The organism is Tepidimonas sp., assembly GCF_036824975.1.
Classification (GTDB): Bacteria; Pseudomonadota; Gammaproteobacteria; order Burkholderiales; family Burkholderiaceae_C; genus Tepidimonas.
Window position 1 is genome coordinate 45,151 of record NZ_DAISZC010000001.1, and the last position, 24,614, is coordinate 69,764.

Annotated in this window: 20 protein-coding genes; 8 read left to right on the forward strand and 12 right to left on the reverse strand. The window is 69.2% G+C overall.

Annotated elements, in window-relative coordinates; translation table 11 throughout:
• Nucleotides 1–6: 6 nt before the first annotated feature.
• From thrC to V7Z54_RS00205, 3 genes are all read right to left on the reverse strand, one after another.
• Nucleotides 7–1,440, reverse strand: a complete 1,434-nt coding sequence (gene thrC, locus V7Z54_RS00195; RefSeq protein WP_334133484.1) for a threonine synthase — start codon at nt 1,438–1,440, stop codon at nt 7–9.
• Entirely contained in the window at nt 1,440–2,774 is a 1,335-nt protein-coding gene (locus tag V7Z54_RS00200) for a homoserine dehydrogenase (protein ID WP_334133485.1), read from the reverse strand. Before V7Z54_RS00200 ends, thrC begins: the two co-directional genes overlap by 1 nt.
• 84 nt (nt 2,775–2,858) lie before the next feature.
• On the reverse strand, nt 2,859–4,097 hold the full coding sequence (locus V7Z54_RS00205; RefSeq protein WP_334133486.1) for a pyridoxal phosphate-dependent aminotransferase: 1,239 nt from the start codon (nt 4,095–4,097) through the stop codon (nt 2,859–2,861).
• 280 nt (nt 4,098–4,377) lie between these two features.
• Here V7Z54_RS00205 and V7Z54_RS00210 point away from each other — a divergent pair, with 280 nt between their 5' ends.
• The 3 genes from V7Z54_RS00210 (at nt 4,378) to V7Z54_RS00220 (ending at nt 7,262) form a co-directional block, all read left to right on the forward strand.
• The gene (locus V7Z54_RS00210) at nt 4,378–4,758 is read left to right on the forward strand and encodes an Mth938-like domain-containing protein (RefSeq protein WP_334133487.1); all 381 of its coding nucleotides are present in this window, start codon (nt 4,378–4,380) and stop codon (nt 4,756–4,758) included.
• A gap of 204 nt (nt 4,759–4,962) precedes the next feature.
• Nucleotides 4,963–5,439 carry a peroxiredoxin gene (locus tag V7Z54_RS00215; protein WP_334133488.1) on the forward strand — a complete coding sequence of 159 codons (477 nt, stop codon included), beginning with the start codon at nt 4,963–4,965 and terminating at the stop codon, nt 5,437–5,439.
• Between the two features lie 92 nt (nt 5,440–5,531).
• Nucleotides 5,532–7,262 carry a PhoH family protein gene (locus V7Z54_RS00220; RefSeq protein ID WP_334133489.1) on the forward strand — a complete coding sequence of 577 codons (1,731 nt, stop codon included), beginning with the start codon at nt 5,532–5,534 and terminating at the stop codon, nt 7,260–7,262.
• Between the two features lie 12 nt (nt 7,263–7,274).
• On the opposite strand, the gene V7Z54_RS00225 is transcribed toward V7Z54_RS00220, so the two are convergent.
• The 9 genes from V7Z54_RS00225 to queG form a co-directional block, all read right to left on the reverse strand.
• Entirely contained in the window at nt 7,275–10,337 is a 3,063-nt protein-coding gene (locus tag V7Z54_RS00225) for an efflux RND transporter permease subunit (protein WP_334133490.1), read from the reverse strand.
• A gap of 15 nt (nt 10,338–10,352) precedes the next feature.
• On the reverse strand, nt 10,353–11,714 hold the full coding sequence (locus V7Z54_RS00230) for an efflux RND transporter periplasmic adaptor subunit (RefSeq protein WP_334133491.1): 1,362 nt from the start codon (nt 11,712–11,714) through the stop codon (nt 10,353–10,355).
• Between the two features lie 102 nt (nt 11,715–11,816).
• Entirely contained in the window at nt 11,817–12,272 is a 456-nt protein-coding gene (rnhA, locus tag V7Z54_RS00235) for a ribonuclease HI (RefSeq protein WP_334133492.1), read from the reverse strand.
• Entirely contained in the window at nt 12,269–13,087 is an 819-nt protein-coding gene (locus V7Z54_RS00240; protein WP_334133493.1) for a class I SAM-dependent methyltransferase, read from the reverse strand. Before V7Z54_RS00240 ends, rnhA begins: the two co-directional genes overlap by 4 nt.
• A 10-nt stretch (nt 13,088–13,097) precedes the next feature.
• Entirely contained in the window at nt 13,098–14,060 is a 963-nt protein-coding gene (locus V7Z54_RS00245) for a hypothetical protein (protein WP_334133494.1), read from the reverse strand.
• Nucleotides 14,061–14,208: 148 nt separating this feature from the next.
• Nucleotides 14,209–14,955 (reverse strand): hypothetical protein, encoded by a 747-nt coding sequence (locus V7Z54_RS00250; protein ID WP_334133495.1) that lies wholly within the window; start codon nt 14,953–14,955, stop codon nt 14,209–14,211.
• A complete protein-coding gene (locus tag V7Z54_RS00255) occupies nt 14,952–15,956 on the reverse strand; it encodes an MlaD family protein (protein WP_334133496.1) in 1,005 nt (334 codons plus the stop codon). The genes V7Z54_RS00250 and V7Z54_RS00255 overlap by 4 nt, the downstream gene beginning before the upstream one ends.
• Before the next feature lie 32 nt (nt 15,957–15,988).
• Nucleotides 15,989–16,774, reverse strand: a complete 786-nt coding sequence (locus tag V7Z54_RS00260) for an ABC transporter permease (RefSeq protein WP_334133497.1) — start codon at nt 16,772–16,774, stop codon at nt 15,989–15,991.
• Nucleotides 16,775–16,783: 9 nt separating this feature from the next.
• Nucleotides 16,784–17,956 carry a tRNA epoxyqueuosine(34) reductase QueG gene (gene queG / locus V7Z54_RS00265; RefSeq protein ID WP_334133498.1) on the reverse strand — a complete coding sequence of 391 codons (1,173 nt, stop codon included), beginning with the start codon at nt 17,954–17,956 and terminating at the stop codon, nt 16,784–16,786.
• 23 nt (nt 17,957–17,979) lie between these two features.
• Between queG and tsaE the strand changes: the two genes are divergently transcribed.
• From tsaE to miaA, 5 genes are read left to right on the forward strand one after another with little or no spacing between them, the layout of a single operon-like run.
• The gene (tsaE, locus tag V7Z54_RS00270) at nt 17,980–18,528 is read left to right on the forward strand and encodes a tRNA (adenosine(37)-N6)-threonylcarbamoyltransferase complex ATPase subunit type 1 TsaE (protein ID WP_334133499.1); all 549 of its coding nucleotides are present in this window, start codon (nt 17,980–17,982) and stop codon (nt 18,526–18,528) included.
• Entirely contained in the window at nt 18,525–19,958 is a 1,434-nt protein-coding gene (locus V7Z54_RS00275; protein WP_334133500.1) for an N-acetylmuramoyl-L-alanine amidase, read from the forward strand. Before tsaE ends, V7Z54_RS00275 begins: the two co-directional genes overlap by 4 nt.
• 5 nt (nt 19,959–19,963) lie before the next feature.
• On the forward strand, nt 19,964–22,117 hold the full coding sequence (gene mutL, locus V7Z54_RS00280) for a DNA mismatch repair endonuclease MutL (protein ID WP_334133501.1): 2,154 nt from the start codon (nt 19,964–19,966) through the stop codon (nt 22,115–22,117).
• Between the two features lie 30 nt (nt 22,118–22,147).
• Nucleotides 22,148–23,416: a multidrug effflux MFS transporter gene (locus V7Z54_RS00285; RefSeq protein ID WP_334133502.1), complete on the forward strand. Its 1,269-nt coding sequence runs from the start codon at nt 22,148–22,150 to the stop codon at nt 23,414–23,416.
• Between the two features lie 22 nt (nt 23,417–23,438).
• Nucleotides 23,439–24,608: a tRNA (adenosine(37)-N6)-dimethylallyltransferase MiaA gene (gene miaA, locus V7Z54_RS00290; RefSeq protein ID WP_334133503.1), complete on the forward strand. Its 1,170-nt coding sequence runs from the start codon at nt 23,439–23,441 to the stop codon at nt 24,606–24,608.
• Nucleotides 24,609–24,614 lie beyond the last annotated feature (6 nt).

Genomic DNA, 24,614 nt, shown 5'->3' on the forward strand with positions numbered 1-24,614 from the left:
CTCACCTTACGCCGCGCCGCACACCGCCTCGATGTACGCCTTGACGCGCGCAGCGTCCACAGGCATCACTTGCACCCGCTTGGGCAGCGCCTCGATGCCGGCAAACTTCGCGGGCCGCGGCGGCTCTTGCCCGATCGCTTCGACGATGGTGGCGGCGAATTTGATCGGCAACGCTGTCTCCAGCACGATCATCGGCACACCCGGCTGCCGGTGCTCGCGCGCCACCTTGACGCCGTCGGCGGTGTGCGGGTCGATCAGCACGCCGAAGCGCTGCCAGGCGTCGCGGATGGTGGCCAAGCGATGGGCGTGCGTACTTTTGCCGCTGACGAAGCCAAAGCGCTGGCGCACCTGCGCAAACGCCGGGTGCGCAGACAGATCGAAGCGCCCATCGCGCGCCAGCGCCTGGCCAAACAGCGCGCGCGTCTGCGCCGTGTCCTGTCCCAGCAAATCGAACACGAAGCGCTCGAAGTTGCTGGCCTTGCTGATGTCCATCGACGGGCTGGAGGTCTCGAACGTGTCGGCACTGCCGCGCACGCGGTACACACCGGTGCGGAAAAACTCGTCGAGCACGTCGTTTTCGTTGGTGGCCACCACCAGCTGCTCGATGGGCAGCCCCATCTGGCGCGCGATGTGCCCGGCGCAGACGTTGCCGAAATTGCCGCTGGGCACCGCAAAGCTGACGCGCTCGTCGTCGCGCTCGGTGGCCTGGATCCAGCCCGCGAAGTAGTACACCACTTGCGCCAGCAGCCGCGCCCAGTTGATGGAGTTGACGGTGCCGATGCGCCAGCGCCGCTTGAAGTCGAGGTCGGCGCTGACGGCCTTGACGATGTCCTGGCAGTCGTCGAACACACCCTCGATGGCAATGTTGTGGATGTTGGCGTCCTGCAGACTGTACATCTGCGCCTGCTGGAACGGGCTCATGCGCCCGTGCGGGCTGAGCATGAAAACGCGGATGCCGCGCTTGCCCCGCATCGCATATTCGGCAGCGCTGCCGGTGTCGCCGCTGGTGGCCCCCAAGATGTTGAGGGTCTGCCCACGACGCGCCAGCTCGTACTCGAACAGGTGGCCAAGCAGCTGCATCGCCATGTCCTTGAACGCCAACGTCGGTCCGTTGGACAGCGCCTGCAACCACAAGCCGTCTTCCAGGTGACGCAGCGGAACGATCTCGCCGGTGCCAAATACCTCGGCGGTGTAGGTGCGGCGCAACAGGCTGCGCAGATCGTCGGCAGGGATATCGTCGACGTACAGCGACAGAATCTCGAACGCCAACTCGCCATAACCCTGCTCGTGATAGATGCGGCGCCAGCGCGCCAGCGTGGCCGCGTCTACTTGCGGATAGGTTTCGGGCAGATACAGGCCGCCGTCCGGTGCCAGCCCTTCGAGCAGGATGTCGCAAAAGCGCGGACGCGCCGCGTCGCCGCGGGTCGAACGGTAACGCATCAGGCCAGCTCCTCCTTGCGGATGCGCACCACCGGCGCCAGGACCGTGGGCAGCGCCTGGATCGCCGCCAGCGCCGCGTTCATCGTGCCTTCGCGCGTGTCGTGCGTCAGGATGATCAGATCGGTCTGGGTGCTGCCCTCGCCGCCCACCTGGTCGGCCTCGCGCTGCAGCACGGCGTCGATACTGATGCCAGCGCGCGCCAGAATGCCGGTCACTTCGGCCAGCACGCCGGGTTGATCAGCCACGCGCAGCCGCAGGTAGTAGCTGGTGACCACCTGCTCGATCGGCACGATGGGCAGCGTGCTCAGCGCCGCGGGCTGGAAGGCCAGATGCGGCACCCGGTGCTGCGGATCGGCGGTGTGCAGGCGCGTCACATCCACCAGATCGGCAATCACGGCGCTGGCGGTGGGTTCGCTGCCCGCGCCCTTGCCATAGTACAGCGTGGTGCCGACGGCGTCGCCCTGCACCACCACCGCATTCATCGCGCCTTCGACGTTGGCAATGAGGCGTTTGGCCGGCACCAGCGTGGGGTGCACGCGCAGCTCCACGCCCTCGGCCACACGCTTGGTGATGCCCAGCAGCTTGATGCGATAGCCCAGCTGCTCGGCGTAGCGAATGTCAGCGGCTTGCAGCCGCGTGATGCCTTCGACGTAGGCCTTGTCGAACTGCACCGGGATGCCAAACGCCAGCGCGCTCATCAGGGTGGCCTTGTGCGCGGCGTCGATTCCCTCGATGTCGAACGTCGGGTCGGCCTCGGCGTAGCCCAAGCGCTGTGCTTCCTTTAGCACCACGTCGAAGTCCAGCCCCTTGTCGCGCATCTCGGACAGGATGAAATTGGTGGTGCCGTTGATGATGCCGGCCACCCACTCGATGCGGTTGGCCGTCAGCCCCTCGCGCAGCGCCTTGATGATGGGGATGCCGCCGGCCACCGCGGCCTCGAACGCCACCATCACCCCTTTGGCCTGGGCAGCCGCGAAGATTTCAGACCCGTGCACCGCCAGCAGCGCCTTGTTGGCGGTCACCACGTGCTTGCCGGCGGCAATCGCCTCCATCACCAGCTGGCGCGCGATGCCATAGCCACCAATCAGCTCCACCACGATATCGATGTCGGGGTTGGCGATGACGGCACGCGCATCGCTGACCACGGCAGCGGCGTCCCCCACGATAGCGCGCGCGCGCTCGGTGTCGAGATCGGCCACCATGGTGATCTGGATGCCGCGTCCGGCACGGCGGCGGATTTCCTCCTGGTTGCGTTGCAGCACGCGGAAGGTGCCGCTGCCCACGGTGCCGATGCCCAGCAGGCCGACTTGGATGGGGGGAAGCGCGTTGGTCATGTCGTTGGAACGTCGCGTATCAGTCGAAGGAAACGGGGGACGTGGGGCGGCCAGCTCGCCGCCCGCGGCGGCGCCGGCCTCGCCTCACGAGCCGGTGCCGTAGCGCCGACGCAGATGCCCCAGAAAGCGGGCGATACGCCCGATTGCCTCGGCCAGGTCGTCCTCGTGCGGCAGGAACACCAGCCGGAAGTGGTCGGGCGTGGGATAGTTGAAGCCAGTGCCCTGCACGATCAGCACCTTCTCCTCGGCCAGCAGCTCGTAGGCAAACTGCTGGTCGTCCTCGATGGGGTAGATGACGGGGTCCAGGCGCGGAAACATATACAGCGCCGCCTTGGGCTTGACGCAGGTCACCCCCGGAATCTCGGTCAGCAGCCGGTGCGCCAAATCGCGCTGCCGGCACAGGCGCCCGCCCGGCGCCACCAAATCGTTGATGCTCTGATAGCCACCCAGCGCGGTTTGGATGGCCAGCTGCCCTGGTGTGTTGGCGCACAGCCGCATCGACGCCAGCATATTCAGCCCTTCGATGTAGTCGCGCGCGCGCCGCTTGTCGCCCGAGACCACCATCCACCCCGCGCGGTAGCCGCACGAGCGGTAGTTCTTGGACAAGCCGTTGAACGTCACGAACAGCACATCATCAGCCAGCGACGCAATCGACGTGTGCACGTTGCCGTCGTACAGCACCTTGTCGTAGATCTCGTCGGCAAAAATGATGAGCCCGTGCCTGCGCGCGAGTTCGACAATGGCCTGCAGCACCTCCACCGGGTACAGCGCCCCGGTCGGGTTGTTGGGGTTGATCACCACGATGCCCTTGGTGGCCGGCGTGATCTTGCGCGCCATGTCCTGCAGATCCGGGATCCAGCCGTTGGCCTCGTCGCACAGATAGTGCACCGGCGTGCCGCCCGACAGCGACACCGACGCCGTCCACAGCGGGTAGTCGGGCGCGGGCACCAGGATTTCGTCCCCGGCGTTGAGCAGCGCATTCATACTCATGGTGATGAGCTCGCTGGCCCCGTTGCCCAGATAGACGTCATCGACCGTGACGCCAGCGATGCGCTTTTCCTGCGTGTAGTGAACGATGGCCTTGCGCGGCGCAAACAGCCCCTTGCTGTCGGTGTAGCCCGCCGCCTGCGGCAGGTTGCGGATCATGTCCTGCACGATCTCATCGGGCGGCTCCAGCCCGAACACCGCCAGGTTGCCGATGTTGAGCTTGATGATCTTGTGCCCGTCCTCCTCCATTTGGCGCGCCTTCTCGAGGACGGGACCGCGGATGTCATAGCAGACGTTGGCGAGCTTGGCCGACTTGTGGATCTCGGGTGCAGGCATGGTGTGGGCAACGGGCTGGCGGCTTGCAAGGCCGCAATGGCTCGGGGGCGTGGATCAACCGCGCACAGACAGCTGCCGGCGCGAACCTATAATTTCACCACAGATTCACAACCCGGCCGACTCGGTTGCTGTTCGGGAAGGTCTGCCCTGCTACGCGGAAGGATCGCTGCGTTGCGCGGTGCTCGCTCCCTCGCCTCACTCATTGTGATGTCTCGGTCGCTGCGCTCCGCCCGCTCGCGACGGTCGTGCGGACCTTCCTTCGCACTGGGGTAACCGCCGCATGAAGTTTCAGCCCGACCGCATCGACACGGTGGCCATCCAAGCGCATGGCCCGGGATGGGTCGTGATCGCAGGGCGACGCTACGTGCACAGCGTCATCGTCAGCGCCGCTGGTGTTCAGCCGTGGGACTGCGCGTCGCTAAGCGAGCTCACCCCTGCGCATTTCGCGCGATTGGCCGACGCCACCCCCGAAGTGGTGCTGTTCGGCAGCGGTCGGCGCCTGCGCTTCGTGGCACCCGAACTGCTGCGCGCACTGCTGGAGCGCGGCATCGGCGTCGAGACCATGGACACGATGGCCGCAGCACGCACCTACAACGTGCTGGCCGGCGAAGGCCGCCGCGTGCTGGCGGCTCTGCTGATCGACGAACCGGCCGCCCCGTGACAGCGCCGGACGCGCTGGCACAGATCATCGCGGCAGGCCATATGCTAAAATGATAGCGTTCGGCGCAGAGGAGCGCCCGCCCCGTCCCCAACGTCTTGAGCGCGTAGCAGACACGGCGGCCCGGCAACCCTAGCGGCGGGTTTGGCCTCGAGCGATTTTTGACCGAACACCTTCGACGAATCAACCACGCAGGGGTCCCGCTTCATGGCCGTAGTCGTCAACAAACCCATCCCCGAATTCGAAGCGCAAGCGACAGGCGGCGTCAAGGTCACCCACCAGTCCCATCTCGGCCAGGTCCTGGTGCTGTATTTTTATCCCAAGGATCACACACCCGGCTGCACCACCGAAGCGCAGCAGTTTCGCGACCAGTACCAAGAATTCGTCAAGGCCGGCGCGCAGGTCTTTGGCGTGTCGCGCGACAACCTGAAATCGCACGAGGACTTCAAGGCCAAGCTCGGTTTGCCGTTCGAGCTGATCGCGGACACCGAAGAGAAGATGTGCCACATGTTCGGCGTCGTGAAAAACAAGATCATGTACGGCAAAAAGGTCAAGGGTATCGAGCGCAGCACCTTCCTCATCAGCGCTGATGGCATCCTGCTGCAGGAGTGGCGCGGCGTCAAGGTGCCGGGCCATGTCGATGAGGTGCTCAAGGCGGTTCACATGCTTAAAAAGGTGGCCTGAGCGGCGGATGTTCCGCTGGCCTTCCTCCGCTGGTTTTCATTGCCGTCTGGCCGCCACCGAGCGGCCAGCGCTTTTTCTGGCATCATCCACCCATGCCATTGCCTCCTCCGCCGCGCCGCAAAGGCGATCGCGTCCAACGTCCCCGTTCCCGCGCCAGTGCCCCGATGTCCGACACGGCTGACAACGCCTCGCCGCCGCCGGATGGTGCGGCTTCGTCCGACGACACGGTTCCCGCACAGCCCCCGGTGCGCAGCTCGGCCTCGGCGCGTCGGCGCCGCGCCAGTGGCCCCTCTGCAGGAACTTCGTCTGTCTCTGATGTCACCCCGGCGGCCGTCAAACCACCGGAGCCAGCCAGCACGGCCGCTGCCGCCTCCATGCCCACCCGTGCGCCGGCGCCAACGCGGCCCGCGCGCCGCCGCAGCGGCAGCGGCAAACCGGGCCGACGCCTGTTCGTGCTCGACACCAACGTCCTGATGCATGATCCCAGTTCGCTGTTCCGGTTCGAGGAACACGACATCTTCCTGCCGATGATCGTGCTGGAAGAGCTGGACAACAACAAGAAGGGCATGAGCGAAGTGGCGCGCAACGCTCGCCAAGCCAGCCGCACCCTGGACGCGCTGGCTGCCGCCGCCGGCGCCGACATCCGCGACGGCCTGCCGTTGTCGGCGCTGGGCAACACCGACGCCACCGGCACGCTCTTCTTTCAGACCGAGCTGCTGCCACACGCCCTGCCCAACAACCTGCCGCAGGGCAAGGCGGACAATCAGATCCTGTCGGTGGTTCAGGCGCTCACCGCCCGCCACCCGGAACGCGACGTGGTGCTGGTGTCCAAGGACATCAACATGCGCGTCAAGGCCCGCGCGCTGGGCCTGGCGGCCGAGGACTACGAAAACGACAAGACGCTCGACGATGTCGAGATGCTCTACACCGGAACCCTGGCGCTGCCACCGGATTTCTGGACCCGCCAGAGCAAGACCGTGGAGAGCTGGCAGCAGGGAGGCCACACCTACTACCGCATCGCCGGCCCGGTGGCCGAGCAACTGCTGCTCAACCAGTTCGTGTACTACGAAGCCCCTGGCGAGCCCCCGCTGTATGCGCGGGTGGTGGAGCTGCGTGGTCGCCAGGCGGTGCTGCGCACGATCAAGGACTACTCGCATCTGAAGCACGCCGTCTGGGGCGTGACAGCGCGCAACCGCGAGCAGAACTTTGCGCTGAACCTGCTGATGGACCCGGAGATCGACTTTGTGACGCTGGCGGGCACGGCAGGCACCGGCAAGACGCTGATGGCGTTGGCGGCGGGGCTGACGCAGGTGCTGGACGAGCGGCGCTACACCGAGATCATCATGACCCGCGCCACCGTCAGCGTCGGCGAGGACATTGGTTTCTTACCCGGTACGGAAGAAGAAAAGATGGGGCCCTGGATGGGGGCGCTGGACGACAATCTGGAGTTTCTCACCAAAGGGGGTGGGGGCGCGGGTGAGTGGGGACGCGCAGCTGCCCAGGATCTGGTGCGCAGCCGCATCAAGGTCAAGAGCATGAACTTCATGCGCGGCCGCACGTTCCTGAACAAGTTCGTCATCATCGACGAGGCGCAGAATCTGACCCCCAAGCAGATGAAGACGCTGATCACCCGTGCGGGGCCGGGCACCAAGCTGGTGTGCATGGGCAACCTGGCGCAGATCGACACCCCGTACCTGACCGAAGGCTCCTCGGGGCTGACCTACGTGGTGGACCGATTCAAGGGCTGGCCGCACGGCGGGCACGTCACGCTGGCGCGCGGGGAGCGCTCCCGCCTGGCCGACTTCGCCAGCGACATTCTCTGAGCGCGCAGCGGCTCAGGCCGCCTCCCGCACCGGGGTTCGGATCGCTCCGGGCACGCGCTGGCGCGCCAGCAACAAGTACACCGTGGGCACCACGAAGATCGTCAGCAGCGTGCCCACCGTCATCCCCCCGACGATGACCCAGCCGATCTGCTGGCGGCTCTCGGCACCGGCGCCACTGGCCAGCGCCAGCGGAATGGCACCCAGCACCATCGCGGCCGTGGTCATGAGAATGGGGCGCAGGCGCAGCGCAGCGGCTTCGCGCACCGCCTGCTGCAGATCACGCCCTTGCTGGCGCAGCTGGTTGGCAAACTCGACGATCAAGATGCCGTGCTTGGTGATGAGGCCCACCAGCGTCACCAAGCCGATCTGGCTGAATACATTGAGCGTGCCGCCGGTGAATTTCAGCGCTGCCAGCGCCCCCAGCATCGACAGCGGCACCGACAGCAGGATGATGAAGGGGTCGATGAAGCTTTCGAACTGGGCAGCCAGCACCAGATAGATGAATACCAGCGCCAGCACGAATACCACCGCCAGTGCCCCCGAGGCAGCGCGAAACTCGCGGCTCTGACCATTGAGGTCGGTGGTGTAGCCCTCGGGCAGCACCTCGCGCGCAATGGCGTCCATGGCGCGCAGTGCGTCACCGAGCGCAAAGTCGGGCGCCAGGTTGGCGGTGATGGACGCGCTGCGCCGCTGCGCAAAGTGGTTGAGTTCGCGCGGCGCCACCACCTCCTGCACGCGCACCAGCGCCGACAGCGGAATCATCGCGTCGCCGCGTCCGCGCACGTACAGCCGGTCGATGTCCTGCGGCGTGCTGCGCTCGCCCGCGGTGGTCTGCACGATGACGTCGTACTGTTCGCCCTCGCGCTTGTAGCGCCCGACAATGCGGCCGCCCAGCATGGTCTCGACGGTGCGCGCCACCGCTTCGACACTGACACCCAGATCGGCGGCACGTTCGCGGTCGACTTCCAGCCGCAGCTCGGGTTTGTTCATGCGCAGATCGGTGTCCACCTGCAAAAAACCGGGCATCTGCGCCATGCGGCGTTGAAACTCCGCCACTATGCGCGCCAGGTTGGCGTAGCTGTCGGTGGTGGTGATGACGTAGTTCAGCGGCCGCTCGCGAAAGCCCTGCCCCAGCGACGGCGGTGTGATGGGAAACGCCGTCACCCCCGGCAAGCCCGCGATGCGCGGCGCCATCTCGCGCGCCAGCTGCAGGGTGCTGCGCTCGCGCTCCTCCCACGGTTTGGCACGGAAAAACACCGTGGCCTGCGACACGGTAGGGTTGCCGATCAGTCCGAAGATGCGGTCGAACTCGGGATAGTCGGCGCCGATGCGCTCGATGGCGGCGGCGTAGCGGGCGGTGTAGTCGAGCGTGGCGCCGTCCGGTGCGTTGACGATGTTGAGGATCACGCCGCGGTCTTCCAGCGGGGCCAGCTCCTGCTTGGTGGTGCGCACCAGCCACAAGCTGGCGGCGGCGCTGGCCAGCATCAACCCCACCACAATCCAGCGCGCGCGCAGCGCACCGTCCAGCGCCCAGGCGTAGCCCGCAGTCAGACGGCGCAGGCCGCCTTCGATGAGCCGGTCCACGCGACCATGCCGCTCGTGGCGCGGCAGCAGGTGCGCGCACATCATCGGCGACAGTGTCAGCGCCACGAACCCGGACACCAGCACCGCGCCGGCCAGCGCCAGCGCAAATTCGGCAAACAGCCGACCGGTGCGCCCTGGCGTGAAGGCCAGCGGCGCGTACACCGCGGCCAGCGTCAGCGTCATGGCGACCACGGCAAAGGCAATCTCGCGGCTGCCGCGGATGGCGGCGGCAAACGGCGTCATGCCGTCTTCGATGTGGCGGTGGATGTTTTCGAGCACGACGATGGCGTCGTCCACCACCATGCCGATGGCCAGCACCAGCGCCAGCAGCGTCAGCGTGTTGATCGAAAAGCCGGCCAGCGCCAGCAGCGCAAAGGCACCAATCAGACTGACCGGGATGGTCACCAGCGCAACGATGGAGGCGCGCGCCGTGCGCAGAAACAGCACGATGACCAGCGTCACCAGCACCACCGCTTCCAGTATGGTCTGATAGACCGCGCGGATGGAGCGGTCGATAAAGACCGAGTTGTCGTTGGCGACCTGCACCTCGATGCCGGCGGGCAGGTCGGCGCGCACCTTGTCCAGCAGCGCGCGCACGGCGACGGACAGCTCCAGCGGGTTGGCCGTGGCCTGCCGGATGACCCCCAGCGACACCGTCTCGCGGCCATTGAGGCGCACGCGCGTGCGTTCGTCGGCCGCCGTCTCCTGCACCTGGGCCACATCGCCGACGCGCACCGGCAGGCCGCCAACGGTGCGGATGACGACATCGGCAAAAGCTTCGGCACTGCGCAGGTCGGTGGCGGCGGTGACGTTGAATTCCCGCATGCGGCTCTCGACCCGGCCGGCCGGCACCTCCAGGTTAGCACGTCGCAGCGCGTCCTCCAGATCCTGCACCGTCAGCCCGTAGGCCGCCAGGCGGTCGGGGTCGGGGTAGAGGCGCATCGCAAAGCGGCGCTCGCCGAATACGCGCACTTCGGCCACCCCGGTGGCGGTCTGCAGCACCGGCTTGGCGATGCGGTTGGCCCAATCGGACAGCTCCAGCGCCGAGTGCCGGTCGGACGACAGCGCAATCCAGATGACAGGGAAAGCGTCGGCCTCGACCTTGGCCACCACGGGCTCATCCACACTTTGCGGCAGCCGCCCGCGCACGCGCGCCACTTTGTCGCGCACCTCGGCCGCCGCGGCATCGGGGTCGCGCTCCAGCCGAAAACGCACCGTGATCTGGCTTTGCTCGGGCCGGCTGACGGAGGTGATGACGTCAACCCCTTCGATGCCCGCCAGCGAGTCTTCCAGCGGCTTGGTGACGGTGGACTCGATCACTTCGGATGAGGCACCGGCCAGACGCGTCGTGACCGTGACCACGGGCTCGTCGATCTTGGGGTACTCGCGCACCGACAAGTTCTGAAACGACACCCCGCCGATGAGCACGATCAGCAGCGACAGCACGGTCGCAAAGACCGGACGGCGGATGGCGATTTCGGGCAGCTGCATCGCGTGGCCCTCTGCTCAGGGGCCGCTGCGCGGCGCCATAGGCTGAGGCACTGCGGAGCCGGTGAACGCAGGCGATGCCTTGCCCTGCGGCTGAACATCGGTAGTTGATGACGCCGCACTTGCGCCCTGCCCCGCGGACGCCGCGGCAGCCGCTGCGGCAGACGGTACGCCCGCTGTCGGCGACCGCGCCGGATCGACGATGCGCACCAGCGTGCCGTCGCGCTGCAGGCGCTGGTGTCCGGCCACGACGACGCGGTCGCCGGCCTGTAGGCCCTGCGTGACCTGCACCCACCCGTCCTGCCGCAGCCCCAGCTGCACCGCCACCCGCTGCGCCTGCGGCGCCTCGGCGCTGCCGTCGAGCCGCCACACCCAGAACTGCTGCCCTTGCGGCACGATGGCCTCCTCGGGTACCCGCAGCGCCTGCTCAAAGCGCGCCAGCTCCAGCGTGACGCGGGCAAACATCCCCGGCTTGAGCGCGGCGTCTGGCTGCTGCAGCGCCGCCCGCACGGCCAGCGCGCGGCCATTGGGTTCGATCACCGGGTCGATGGCCTGCACGCGCGCCGTAAATTCCCGCTGCGGCCAGGCATCCACCCGCACGCGCACGGTCTGCCCAGGACGCACGCGCGGCTGCAGCCGTTCGGGCAGGCGAAAGTCCAGCAGCAGTTGGCTCACATCTTCTAGCCGCACCAGCTCTGCCCCGTCCTTCACATACTCGCCGACATCGACACTGCGGATACCTGCCAGACCATCGAACGGGGCCACCAGCCGGGTGCGCTGCCAGCGCGCCCGCGCCAACTCCACCTGCGCCTGCGCCACCGCCAACGCGGCGCGGTTTTCATCCAGCGTACGCTGCGCCACGAACCCCTGCGCCACCAACTCTTCGGTGCGACGCAGGTTGGCCTGCTGCACCGCCAGCTGTGCCTCGGCCTGCGCCAGTTCGGCACGCGGCAGCGCGTCGTCGAGCTGAAACAGCAGCTGGCCGCGCCGCACCGCCGCGCCGTCGGCGAAACCGATGGCCACCACCCGTCCGGCCACCTCCGGGCGCAGCACCACACTTTGGCGTGCGCGCAGCGTACCAACCGCCTGCGCCTCGTCCGCCAGCGGCCCCACCTGAACCGGCCGGACTTCGACCGCCACCGGCCCGCCGAGGCCGCTCGGCCCTCCTCCCGCGCCACGCCCGGGCGAGCCCGACCCCGCAGCCGGCCGGGCGCCGTTGCCGGGGCCACCGACAGGCCCAGCTTCGCCCATAGTGCGCTGCGCGGCGGGCGCACCGGCTTCGGTACCCGATGACGCCGGGCGCTGCCACCACCAGGCCAGCGCCACGGCGGCCACCAACCCCAAGCCGGCCCACACGGCCACGGGAACGCGTTGCTTCATGCCCAGCCTCTCTGTTGTGCGTGCGTCGCGGTCACCGCCACACTGTAGCGGGTTTGCGTTGCTGCCGTGTAAAGGCCCCTATCCTCAGGGTCCGATCGCCGCTTAGGTCCCACGGGGTGGACGCACCTGCTCCACCCCGCGATTGGCCAGCGCGTCGGCGCGCTCGTTGCCGGGGTCACCGGTGTGCCCCCGCACCCAGTGCCAGTCGATCTGGTGCCCGCGCTGATGCACCAGCTCGTCCAGCTGGCGCCAGAGATCGGCGTTCTTAACCGGCTTGCGGTCGGCGGTCAGCCAGCCGCGCGCCTTCCAGCCTGGCAGCCACTCCGTGATGCCCTTGCGCACGTATTCGCTGTCGAGAAACAACCGCACGCGGCACGGGCGCTTGAGCGCCGCCAGCGCCTCAATGACCGCACGCAGCTCCATGCGGTTGTTGGTGGTTTGCACCTCGCCACCAAACAACTCGCGTTCGGCCGACCCAGCGCGCAGCAGCGCACCCCAGCCGCCGGGGCCGGGATTGCCTTTGCAGGCGCCGTCGGTGTAGATGGTGACTTCGGTCATGCAGAGGGTGTGGTTTCGCCGTCGCGCCGCGTCACGACGGCCGGTGCCGACGCGGCGCGCAGCGGCCGCCACGCGGGCCCGAGCAGGTGCAGGCCGCGCACCCGCTTGACGGCGTGAATGAAGTACACGGCCCCCAGTGGCGGCCACCAGCGTGGACCCCAGCGATCCATCCACTCGAAGCGTTGCAACCAGCGCTCAGATCGCACCGCCGGACGGTAGCAGCCGTAGTGCACCCGCTCCACCTCGAAGCTGAGCAGACGCAGCCAGTCGCGCAGGCGCCACGGACCGATGAAGGCACCGGCTTCGGGCAGGTACAGCCGGGCCAGCCGGCTGCGCCCCAGCCCCATCCGCGCCAGGGCATGGGCCCGGTACTGGCGCACGCCCCACCAGCTGGCCGGGTTGAGCCCGGCAATCACCACGCGCCCGTTGGGCACCAGCACCCGCTCGACCTCGCGCAGCACGGCGTGCGGGTCGGCACTGAGCTCCAAGGTGTGTGGCAGCAGCACCAAATCCAGGCTGTCGGCGGGAAATGGTAGCGCGGCAGCGTGGGTCACCAGGTCGATGCGGCCGGCCGGCGCACCTGCTGGCGGCTCGGGCGCCGCCAGCCAGCGATGCGGCATGCGATTCGCCGCTAGCGCGTCGATTTGCGGCAACCCCAGCTGCAGCGCGTGGTAGCCGAAGACATCCCCCACCGCCTCGGCGAATGCGTCCCGCTCCCACTGCAGTAGGTAGCGCCCCGGCGCGGTCTCAAACCAGGCCGCCAGGGCCTGGCCCAGACTCGTCGCGCCGTCGACGGGGGCGTGCGCTTGCGGCATCGCTGCGTCGTCAATCCGTGGACGCGACCGCCTCCGCCGCGACACCGTCGTCGTGGTGCACCGCATCTGGCCCCAGGACGGTGGCGCGCACCATCTCCCGCATCAGCCGCTTTTCCGGGAAAGTGAGATTGCGGCCCAGCTCACGCCGCACCTGCATCAGGATGCGCCGGTCTGCCTCGGGCGGAATACCTTGCTGGCCTCGCATCGTCTCAGCCAGCATCTGACGCTCGTCGGCCGAGGCCGACTCCCACCAGGATGCGATGACACGCGCCACCTGCGCTCGCCAAGTCTCATCGGGCTCGGTGACAACGGGACGCTGAGGACCCTCGGCGGCCGCGGCCGCGCTCTCGTCGTCATCGACCGCGCGTGCGCCCGTAAACACCGCGCCCGGCGTCGTCAATGCCTGCCAGGCGCAAGCGGGTACGGCTACGCGCCGGTCGGCCTGCATCAGCAGCCGCGCCCAGCTCGGGTCGTCGGCTGCCAGCCGGGCGAAGTCGTGCACCGCATCATCGGCCACCAGCACCACGCGCGCACCCAGGGCTTGCGCCTCGTCCACATAGGGAATCAGGCGCTCGTCGTCACTGGCCACGAGCAGCCACGCGCAGCCGTGCCGCGCCAGCTGCACCATCTCCTGGCCCAACGTGCGCACCAGGGCCAGCCCGCCGTCGCAGGCGTGCGCTGGCACCAACCGCAGCACCACGTCGTCGTGCAAGTCGGCCACCTTAGCGTCAATGAACAACAGGGTGCGCAGCAGCGGCGCATCGACCCCAGCCAAGCGAGCCAGATGACTCAGCACCGAGTTGAGGGCACCGCGTTGCAGGACATCGACCCGCATTTCAGTAACTTGACCGGCCAACCACAGCAGGTAGCGCTCATCAACCAAGGCCACCACCGACCCCGGTACAACGAACTGGCCCGTGCCAGCCGAGTGGCGTGCTGCCGCACGCTTGTAGAGAGGATATTTGGGTTTCATGTAATCAGGGGCTCCATAACGGTAAAAAACCACGCGCGCGCCGCCCTCAGTGGTGATAGTTCTACGCACTGGCTCGATATGGCGACCAACCGGCAGAGGCGACCGCGGCGCGTCGTCCGCATTGTGCCTCAGTGAGCAACGCGACGTGTCAGCGCGATGACGCGGGGATGGCTGGCGCCGCAGCTGGTGGCTTGGTCTGCAGGACCCAGGTCAGGCGGCGCCGCGCCGCTTCGGCAGCGGTTTGATCCCCTTGGCGCTCGGCCAGCTCTGCCAAGACGGCCAGCCAGGCCGCCAGCGGCCGCCGCCATCCTTGCGCCGACGCGGTCTCGACCAGTAGCGCCACACCCCCCCGGTCTAGCCGGCCGGCGCGCCACGCCACGCCCCCCGCCACCAGGCGTGCCAGCGGATCGTCGATAGCCGCCAGCAACGGCGCCAAGCTGGCAGGCTGACCCGCGGGATCGGACAGGGCCTGCGCCACCGGATGCTGCGCGGGCGGCAGCACCGCCAGCGCACCCTCACCCGCAGTCGGCACACCCTCAGCCACGGCGCCGCTCAACCCCGACACGCCCAGGTAGGCGGCATAGGCGCGCACGGCGGGGCCGGCATCGGCCAGATACGGCTGGGCTGCGGCACACCCTTCCCACACCAGCGCGGCCTGATCGACCGCGCACCGCCACAGCGCCACGCGCGCCAGCGCCTCGGCCTGCCCGGAGGCAGCGGCAGCGTCGTGGGCCTGCCGCCAGTGATGCTCGGCCACGCGCAGACGCCCTTGCAGCGACGCCGCGCTGGCCTGCTCGATGGCCTGGCGCAGCTCCAGCCGCCATGTCGGCACCGGCACACTGGCGCACCCGGCCAGCAGCAGCGCCACCACCAGCCCAAAGCGAGCCGCGCTCATGGCAGTTTCACCTCGGTGTCGCGCGCAAACGGCCAGCGCCGCTGCACGTCCAGGATCAGGCCGTCGACGCGACGCAGCGTGGCCTCGACCTCGGCGCGCAGTGCATCCAGATCCTGGGTTGCCCCGCGCACCTGGGTGGCGATGCCGCGCGTCTCCTCCAGCAAGGCATCGACGCGCTGCAGCGTGCCGCGCGCCTCCAGCAGCCGCTGGCGCACCTCACGCAGCACACCCTGCGCGTCATCGACCACGCCCCCCGTGCCGAGCACCCGTTCGTCGGCCCGCTGCAGGACCTGCTGGCTTTGCTGGGTGAGGGCCTGCAGCTGCTGCAGCAGCCGGCGCGCCGCCTCCAGTGTCTGCGTCACCCGCGCGCGGTCGCCTCCTTCACCCAGCACCGCCCCCAGCGCCCCCTGCGGCCCGTTGGCCGCAGCCAGCAGGCGGTGCAGTTCGTGCAGCGCCTGCGCCAAGGGGGCGCTGTCCCCGGTTAGGGCCTTGAGCTGCTCCAGCAGCTCGCGCGCGGTGTTGACGATGCGGGGCAGATCGGCCAGCGCGTCGCCCCGCAGCACCCGCCGTTCTGCGCCATCGACCAGCACCGGCCCCTCCAGCAGCCCGGTGTAGGCGCGCAGGCGCGTGCCCCCCACCAGACCACGCTCCATGGTGAAGACGCTGCCCTCGCGCAGCCAGTGGGCATCGCGGCGGGCCACGTCCACCAAGATGCGGGCGTAGCCGTCGCCCCCCAGTTCGATGCGGCGCACGCGCCCAATCGGAAAGCCGGCAAACGTCAGATCCATGCCCACCGACACGCCCTCGGCGTCATCGGCGATCAGCACCAGCGTCTGCGTCGGCTCGAAGACGCCGCGGGCATACAGCAGATAGCCGGCTGCGGCCAGCAGCAACCCCGCCAGCACCACCAGCAGGGCGCGCGCCCGCCGTTCGATGGCAGCAGACGGCGCGGGTGCGTCAGGCGACACGGGGACGGCAGCGGGGTCGGAGGTTTCCTGCATCACACTCTGCGATCAATGGTGGTGTCACCGGTTCAATAATAGTTGCCGATTAGCGACAGCAGCTCGACGACGAGAAGCACCGCCGCCGTGCGAACCAGCACGCGCACGTCGCTGGCCGGCGCGCGTTCGAACGCCCCGGCCAGGGGCACCACCGCTACCGCCAGCGCGCACCCCATGGTCTTGAGGACAAACACCAGGGTCACGGCGGGATCGAAAATCTGCCCCACGGCACGGGTGTAGGTGGCCAACGCCCATGGAGTGAATCCGTACAGGTTCAGGTAGGCCAACAGCAGCGCCAGCGCCGCGCTGAGCAGCACCAGCAGCCAGGTGGTCCAGACCGCGCTGATCATGCGCGGCAAGGCAAACGCGCGCAGCGGACCGTCACCCGCCTGTGTCGCCGCCGCGAAGGCACCGCTGGCGCGCGGGCGCCGCAGGGCTTGACCGTGGGCTAGCGTCACGCGCACCAGCACGAACAGCGCGGCCGTCAGTGGAATCAGCTCCAGCACCAGTACCCGCACCACCATCTCCACCGCATAGGGGGTCAGCCCATAACTGACGGCGGTGACAACGACGATGCGGATCAGCACCTGTCCGAACAGGGCCGACAGCACCGCATACCACCAGACGGTGGGCACCGCCGCCGCCACCCAGTGCGCGGCCAACGCCTGCCAGCGCGGGCCACGGTAGCTGTCGGGGGCGCACGCCCACGCCAGCAGGCGTGCCGTCAGCCGCAGCAGTTCCCCCCACTGCGCCCACGCCCGCAGCCACGGGCGCAGTGCGGCCCGGATGCGCGGCTCGGCGGGTCGAGGCTGTGCCATGCCGGCATGTTAGTCGATGAGCGCCCACGCCACGTGCTCACGCACCAGCGGCGGCGTTTGCGGGTCGTCGTGAACCGCCGCCAGCGCTGCGGCCACGGCGCGCGCGCCGTCGGCGTCGCCGCGTGCGCGCGCCGCGCGCCGCGCGTTGCCCAGCGCCACGGCCAGGTTCCGGCGCCAGCGCAGGTAGCCGATGCGGCGTATCGCGCTACCCTCGGTGTGGCGCAGAAAATCGGCCTCACTCCACGCCCACAGCGCCAGCAAACGCGGCTCGGCCAGCGGTGCGCGCACGTCGAAGTCCGGCAGCGCGCAGCGCCGCGCATACTTGTTCCACGGACACACCAACTGGCAGTCGTCGCAGCCGTAAATGCGGTTGCCCATCGGTGCACGCAGCGCCTCGGGAATCGGGCCGGGATGCTCGATGGTCAGATACGAGATGCAGCGCCGCGCATCGAGCCGGTACGGAGCCACGATGGCTTGTGTGGGACAGACGTCGATGCAGGCGCGGCACCGTCCGCAGTGGGCTGCCACCGGCGGAGTGCGCGGCAGCCACCGATCGATAAAAATCTCGCCCAGAAAGAAGAGCGACCCGGCATCACGGTGTAACACCAGGGTGTGCCGTCCCCGCCAGCCCAGACCGCTGCGCACGGCCAGCTCCGTCTCCCACACCGGGGCCGAGTCGGTAAACGGCCGGTACCGCAGGGGCTGGCCATCGGTGGCAACCAACGCCGCTTCGATACGCTGCGCCAGCTGCTGCAGGCGGCTGCGCAGTACCTTGTGGTAGTCGCGCCCCCGCGCATAGAGCGACACCACCGCGGCGTCCGGGTCGGCCAGACGCGTCCACTCCCGTTGCCGCCAGTCGGCCGGCGCCTCGCGCGGCAGGTAGTCCATGCGGGCGGTGAGCACGCTGACCGTGCCCGGCAGCAGCTGGGCCGGCCGTGCGCGCAGCACACCGTGGCGCGCCATGAAGTCCATTTGGCCATGAAAGCCGGCAGCCAGCCATTGCAGCAAAGCCGGCTCGGCATCCGACAGATCGACGTCGGCCACACCGATCTGGGAAAATCCCAGATCATGCGCCCAGCGACGGATCTGCGCCAGCAGTCGCGCGGCTCGGGCCTGAGCATCGCCGCCGCCACCGGCGGGTTTGCCCGGTGGCGCGACGTCGCAGGGGTGAGCGGGCGGCATGACGAGCATTGTAAAAAGCATCCATGTCCGAAGCCTTCGACGACTCCGGGGTCTCGGCCCGACTGGACCTCACTGCCCACGACGAAGACGGCACCGCCGCCGTGGCCCGCGCCCTGGCGGCGGTGTGGCACGGCGACGAAACGCTGGCCGATGCATTGCTGACCCTCAGCGGCGACCTGGGTGTGGGCAAGACCACCTTCGTGCGCCATCTGCTGCGCGCGTTGGGGGTGCAGGGACGCATCAAAAGCCCCACCTATGCACTGGTGGAACCCTACACACTGGCGCTCGGCCCGCAGCGGCGCCCCTGGCCGGCCTGGCATGCCGACCTCTATCGCTTCAGCGACCCGCGCGAATGGGAGGATGCTGGCCTGCGGGAACTGTTCGCGCGTCCTGGGCTCAAGCTCATCGAGTGGCCGCAACATGCACAGGGCGCCTTGCCCGCGGCCGACCTCGACGTCGAGCTACACGCCGACGCTGACGGTACCCGTCACCTGAGTCTGCGCGCGGGCAGCTCACGCGGACGAGCCCTGCTGCTTGCCCTGCGGGCCCTGATGCCCGGCGCCGCCCCATGACACCGCCCGCTCTACCCGACCGCCGTCGCCGACTGCGCCTGCTGGCGTGGGCGGTAATCGTCGTGTCGCTGGGACGACCCTCCCTGGCCCGGGCCGCCCGCGTGCTGGGGGTGCGGGTTTGGCCCGCGCGCGACTACACCCGGGTCACCATCGAATCCGATGCGGCGCTGGCGGCCACGCCGGTCTATGTCAGCGATCCCCCGCGGCTGGCGGTGGACATCCGTGGCGCCGACCTGCTGCCCAGCCTGCAAGAACTGCTGCGGCGCGTGCAGCCGGATGACCCCTTCGTGGCACGGGTGCGCGTGGGCCTGAACAACCCCGAAACGGTGCGGTTGGTGCTCGACCTCAAACAGCCCGTCAGTCCCCAGGTGTTCCAGCTCGAGCCGGTGGCGGCGTATCAGCACCGTCTGGTGCTCGACCTCTACCCCAGCACACCGCCCGACCCGCTGGCCGAGCTCATCGCCCGCCACATCGAGCGCACCCCTGCCGTGCCGGCCACCGGCGCGACGCAGGCATCACCGCCGGCCGCCGACGACCCGATCGCCGCGTGGCTGGCCCGTCGCGAAGCGGCCATCAGCGCCCCGCCGGCCGAACCGTCGACCCCGGCGGCCGGCGCCACCGCGTCCGCTCACCCCCCCGCCGCCACGGGTGTCTCCCCGTCGGCGTCGGGCGGCGCAGCGGCGCGATCCGAACGCACCGGCACCGAGCGCCTCATCATCGTGGCACTCGACCCCGGGCATGGCGGCGAAGACCCGGGTGCCATCGGCCCCAACGGCACGCAAGAAAAGGACATCGTGCTGGCCATAGCGCAGCGCCTGCGCGAGCGGCTGGATGGCACCCGCATCAACGGCAACCCGGTGCGCGTGTTCATGACCCGCGACGCCGACTTTTTCGTGCCGCTGCACGTGCGCGTGCACAAGGCGCGGCAGGTGCAGGCCGACCTGTTCGTCAGCATCCATGCCGACGCCTTCTTCACCCCGCGCCCGCGCGGCGCCAGTGTCTATGCCTTGAGCGACCGCGGCGCCAGCAGCGCGGCGGCGCGCTGGCTGGCCAACCGCGAAAACAACGCCGACCGCGTCGGCGGCCTGCCGGTGGCGGTGCGCGACGCCACCGTGCAGCGCACGCTGCTGGACATGAGCATGACCGCGCAGATCAACGACAGCCTGAAGCTGGGCGACATCGTGCTGCGCGAGCTGCAGCGCGTCGGTGACCTGCACAAACCGCGCGTGGAGCAGGCCGCTTTCGCGGTGCTGCGCGCACCCGACATCCCCAGCGTACTGGTGGAGACGGCCTTCATCAGCAACCCCGACGAAGAGCGGCGGCTGGGTGACCCGGCGCACCAGGCTCGCCTGGCCGATGCGCTGGCGCGCGCTATCCGGCGCTACTTCGAGCGCAACCCGCCACTGGCGCGCACACGCCGCGCCACCTGAGGCAGATGCTGGCCGTGCGGCTGCGCGCGGCCATCGGCCCGCCGCTACACTTCGTCGCCGTGACCAACCCTGCCCGTGACGAAACCCCGCTCCCAGTGGGCGCGCCCGCCCCCGCGGTGTCTCGCCGCCCCATCCGGCCGCTGCCCGACACCCTCATCAGCCAGATCGCGGCCGGCGAAGTCGTGGAGCGACCGGCATCCGTGGTGCGCGAACTGGTGGACAACGCGCTCGATGCCGGCGCGCACCAGGTCACGGTGCGGCTGGTGAGCGGGGGCGTGCGCCTCATCACCGTGGAAGACGACGGCTGCGGGATTGCGCGCGGTGAACTGCCGATGGCCTTGCAGCGCCACGCCACCAGCAAAATCGCCGACCTGGCCGACCTGGAGGCGGTGCAGACGATGGGCTTTCGCGGCGAGGCGCTGGCCGCGATCGCCTCCATTGCCGACGTCACCGTGATTTCACGCGTCGCCGACGATGGTGACGGCCACGCGTGGCGGCTGGATGCGCGCAGCGGCGAGCTGCAGCCAGCGGCCCGGCCCGTTGGCACCACAGTCGAGGTGCGCGAACTGTTTTACGCCACGCCGGCCCGGCGCAAATTTCTCAAGAGCGAAGCCACCGAACTGGCACACTGTGTGGAAGCGGTGCGGCGCCATGCCTTGGCACGACCCGACGTGGGCTTCGCCATTTGGCACGACGGCCGTCTGATACAGCTCTGGCGCCCCTGCAACGACCTCGACTCCGGCCTGGCGTGGGAACGGCGCCTGGCCGACGCGCTGGGCGAGGACTTCGTGGCCGAGAGCCTGCCGGTGCAGGCAAGCGCCGGCCCGCTGCGCCTGCATGGCCGCATCGGACGGCCCGATACCGCCCGCAGCCGCAGCGACCGCCAGTTCGTCTATGTCAACGGGCGCTTCGTGCGCGACAAGGTGATTACGCACGCTCTGCGCAGCGCTTACGAGGACGTGCTGCACGGTCAACGCCAGCCGGCCTATGTACTGCTGCTGACCCTTGATCCGCGCGCGGTCGATGTCAACGTCCACCCGACCAAGACCGAAGTGCGGTTTCGCGACGCCGGCGCCGTCCATCAGGCGGTACAACGCGCGGTGGAAGAGGCCCTTGCAACACCCCGCGCAGCCGCCGGGCTGCCCCCGAGCGCGTGGGTGCAGCGCCCGTCCCCCCCACAGGGGGAGGGATACGGCAGCCATGCGGCCTGCCACAACGCGCCCGTGCCCGCCCGCAGCGCCGAGATGCAGACGCTGGGCGCAGCGGCCGCAGCCGCCGACTCCGCGACGCAACCCGCAGTTAGGGGACACGAGGCCCCACGTGCGGCGCGGCCGCGCGCCGAATGGCTGGCCCGCGAACCCCAGCCGCGTTGGGCCGGTTGGCCCAAGGCAGCAGGCAACACCGCACCGCTGCCTTTAGCTCACCCCGTCGCGCCGCCGGCCGGCGCGGGGGTGCCGCCACAGATGACCGTACCGTCTCCGCCCAACCCAGCGCCGCCCTCCCCGTCACTGACCGACACACGCCAGCACGCGCCGGCCCCAGCCACCGACGACAGCGTCACGTGGCCACTGGGCCGGGCGCTGGGACAGCTGCACGGGATCTACATCCTGGCGCAAAACGCCCACGGGCTGGTGATTGTGGACATGCATGCGGCGCACGAGCGCATCGTTTATGAACGCCTCAAAGCTCAGTTCGACGCGCTGGCCGGTGCCGAGCAGACCATGCCCAGCCAGACGCTGCTGATTCCGGCCACCTTTGCCGCCACGCCGCTGGAAGTGTCCACTGCCGAACACTGCGCCGACGTGCTGCGACAGTTGGGACTGGAGATCGCGCCGCTGTCGCCGCAGACACTGGCGGTGCGAGCCATGCCGTCCCTGCTGGCCCAGGCCGACGCCGTGGCGCTGGCGCGCGCGGTGCTGGCCGAACTGGAGCAGCACGGTGGCGCGCGCGCGCTGCAGCGCGCCCGCAACGAACTGCTGGCTACCATGGCCTGCCACGGCGCGGTGCGCGCCAACCGGCACCTGACGCTGCCCGAAATGGACGCCCTGCTGCGCCAGATGGAGGCCACCGAGCGCAGCGACCAGTGCAATCACGGCCGCCCCACCTGGCGCCAGCTGACGCTACGCGAACTCGACGCGCTGTTTCTGCGCGGTCGTTGACAGGCATCCAATCGATTACCATTGATAACCATGTCTGCCGCCGACCGCGCTCCGATGCCGCCCGCCTGGGTGGTGGTGTTCCTGTCGCTGCTGCTGGGCATCCAGCCGCTGGCCACCGATCTCTACCTGCCAGCCCTGCCCGCGCTCACTGCCGCGTTGCAGGCCCCGATGCCCAAGACGCAGGCCACGCTCAGCGCACTTCTGCTGTCGTTTGGCTGCGCGCAGCTGATCTGGGGGCCGGTGTCCGACCGCTTCGGGCGCCGTCCGGTATTGTTGGCTGGCCTAGCCGCCTACACCGCCGCCGCCATCGGCAGCGCGGTGGCCTCCAGCATCGAGCAGCTCATCCTCTGGCGCATCGTGCAGGGGGCGGCCATGGGAGCGTCGGTCATGGGCGCGCGCGCCATCGTGCGCGATCTCTACCCGCCCGTCGAAGGCGCGCGCATGATGTCCAGGGGCTTGAGCGGCCTGGGGATCTTCGCCTGTATCAGCGGACCGCTAGGGGGCTGGCTGACCGACCAGTTCGGCTGGCGCGCCACGCTGGCGGTGCTGGCGGTCTTTTCGGCCGCCACGCTAGCGCTGGTGGCGCTGCGCTTCCGCGAAACGCTGCCGCAGCGCAATCCGCACGCCCTGCAGCCGACGCAGATGCTGCGCATCTGGGCCACGATCGCCCGCCATCCGACGTTCTGGGCCTGGGCGCTGCTGGCCGCCGCATCCTACGGCGGGCTGTTCACCTTTCTGGCCACCTCGTCCTTCGTGTTCATCTCCGTTCTGGGGCTGAGCAAGACCGAATATGGTCTGCTGATGTTTTCGATGTCGGCGGTCTACATCGCAGGCACCTTTGCCTGCCGGCGCCTGATTTCACGCCTGGGGGTTCGGCGCACGGTGGCGCTAGCGGCCGCGTCCACCCTGACCGGCGGCACCTTGTGCGGACTGGCGGGTTGGCTAGGCTGGCACTCGGTCTGGGCGCTCATGGGGCCGTACTACCTGTTCATTCTGGCGCACGGGGTGCACCAGCCCTGTGGTCAGAGCGGGGCCGTATCCCCGTTTCCGCAGGCGGCCGGCGCGGCCTCGGCGCTGGCCGGTTTCATCATGATGGTGACCGCCTTTTTGATGGGCCTGTGGCTGGGTCAGCGCATGGCGCCCGGCGGCGAAACCGGGGTCTATCCCTTGACCAATGGACTATGGTTCTGGGCGGTGGTGATCGCTGTGGTGGCCTGGACGCTGGTGCAGCGCCACGGCGAGGTGCGCGCCACCCCACAGGTCGTAACCACACCCAACAACGACTCGCAGAACGCCTGATCTGCGTCCGAGCGCTGCCCCGATGTCCACGAATCGCTCCCCGGTTTGCGGCGCGCTGACGCCGACAGCCGCTGCGCGGCGCCCTCCCCGCGACACCACCCCGCACAGCCGCCGCGCGTGCTCCGCCGGAGCCGCCGAACTGGGGTGGATCGCCGTGGCCGGACCGACGGCCAGTGGCAAGACGGCCGCAGCGCTGGCGCTGGCGCAATGGCTGCCGGTAGAGATCATCAGCGTCGATTCGGCCCTGGTCTATCGGGGCATGGACATTGGAACGGCCAAACCCACACCGGTCGAGCGAACTGCCGTTGCGCACCACCTGATCGATATTCGCGATCCAGCCGAATCCTACAGCGCAGCCGAGTTCGTTCGCGATGCGCGAGCACTGATCGCTGCCATCCGGGCACGCGGGCGACTGCCCCTGCTGGTAGGCGGCACCCTGCTGTACTTCAAGGCCCTGTTCGATGGGCTGGACGAGCTGCCACCTGCACAGCCAGCGCTACGCGCTGCCATCGAAGCTGAAGCACGCGCGCGCGGCTGGCCCGCGCTGCACGCCGAATTGGCCCAGGTTGACCCCGTCACCGCGGCACGCCTGGCCCCCAACGACGCCCAGCGCATCGGACGCGCGCTGGAGGTGTGGCGAGCCACCGGGCAGCCGCTGTCGGCGCTGCAGCACCGCTGGCGCAACAGCGGGGTCGACGACCCGTCCCCGGCGCCCGATACATCCAGTGCCGGTCGGCGCAGCACGCAGCCCAACCCTCTTTGCGCCAACGCGCCTCAGCCCCTGATCGACGGCCAACCGGGCCTGTTGCTGTCGCTGGAGCCGCAGTCACGGCAGTGGCTGCGCCAGCGCATCGACGCCCGCTTCGACGCCATGCTCAGTGCTGGTCTGCTCGACGAAGTGCAACGGCTGCGGGCACGCGGCGACTTGCACTTGGGCCTGCCCTCGATGCGCTGCGTCGGCTACCGCCAGGCGTGGGAAGCGCTCGAACATGCTGCCGCCGCAGGCCGCACCACCCTCACCGATGCGGAATACCATGAGCTGCGGGCCCGCGGTGCGGCTGCAACGCGGCAGCTAGCCAAGCGACAGCTCACCTGGCTGCGCAGCATGCCGGCACGCCGCGTGATCCCCGCCGACGCGCCCGATGCGCTGCATCGCCTGCTGGCGGCAGTGGGCAACCCTATGCCGGACTGATCGGGC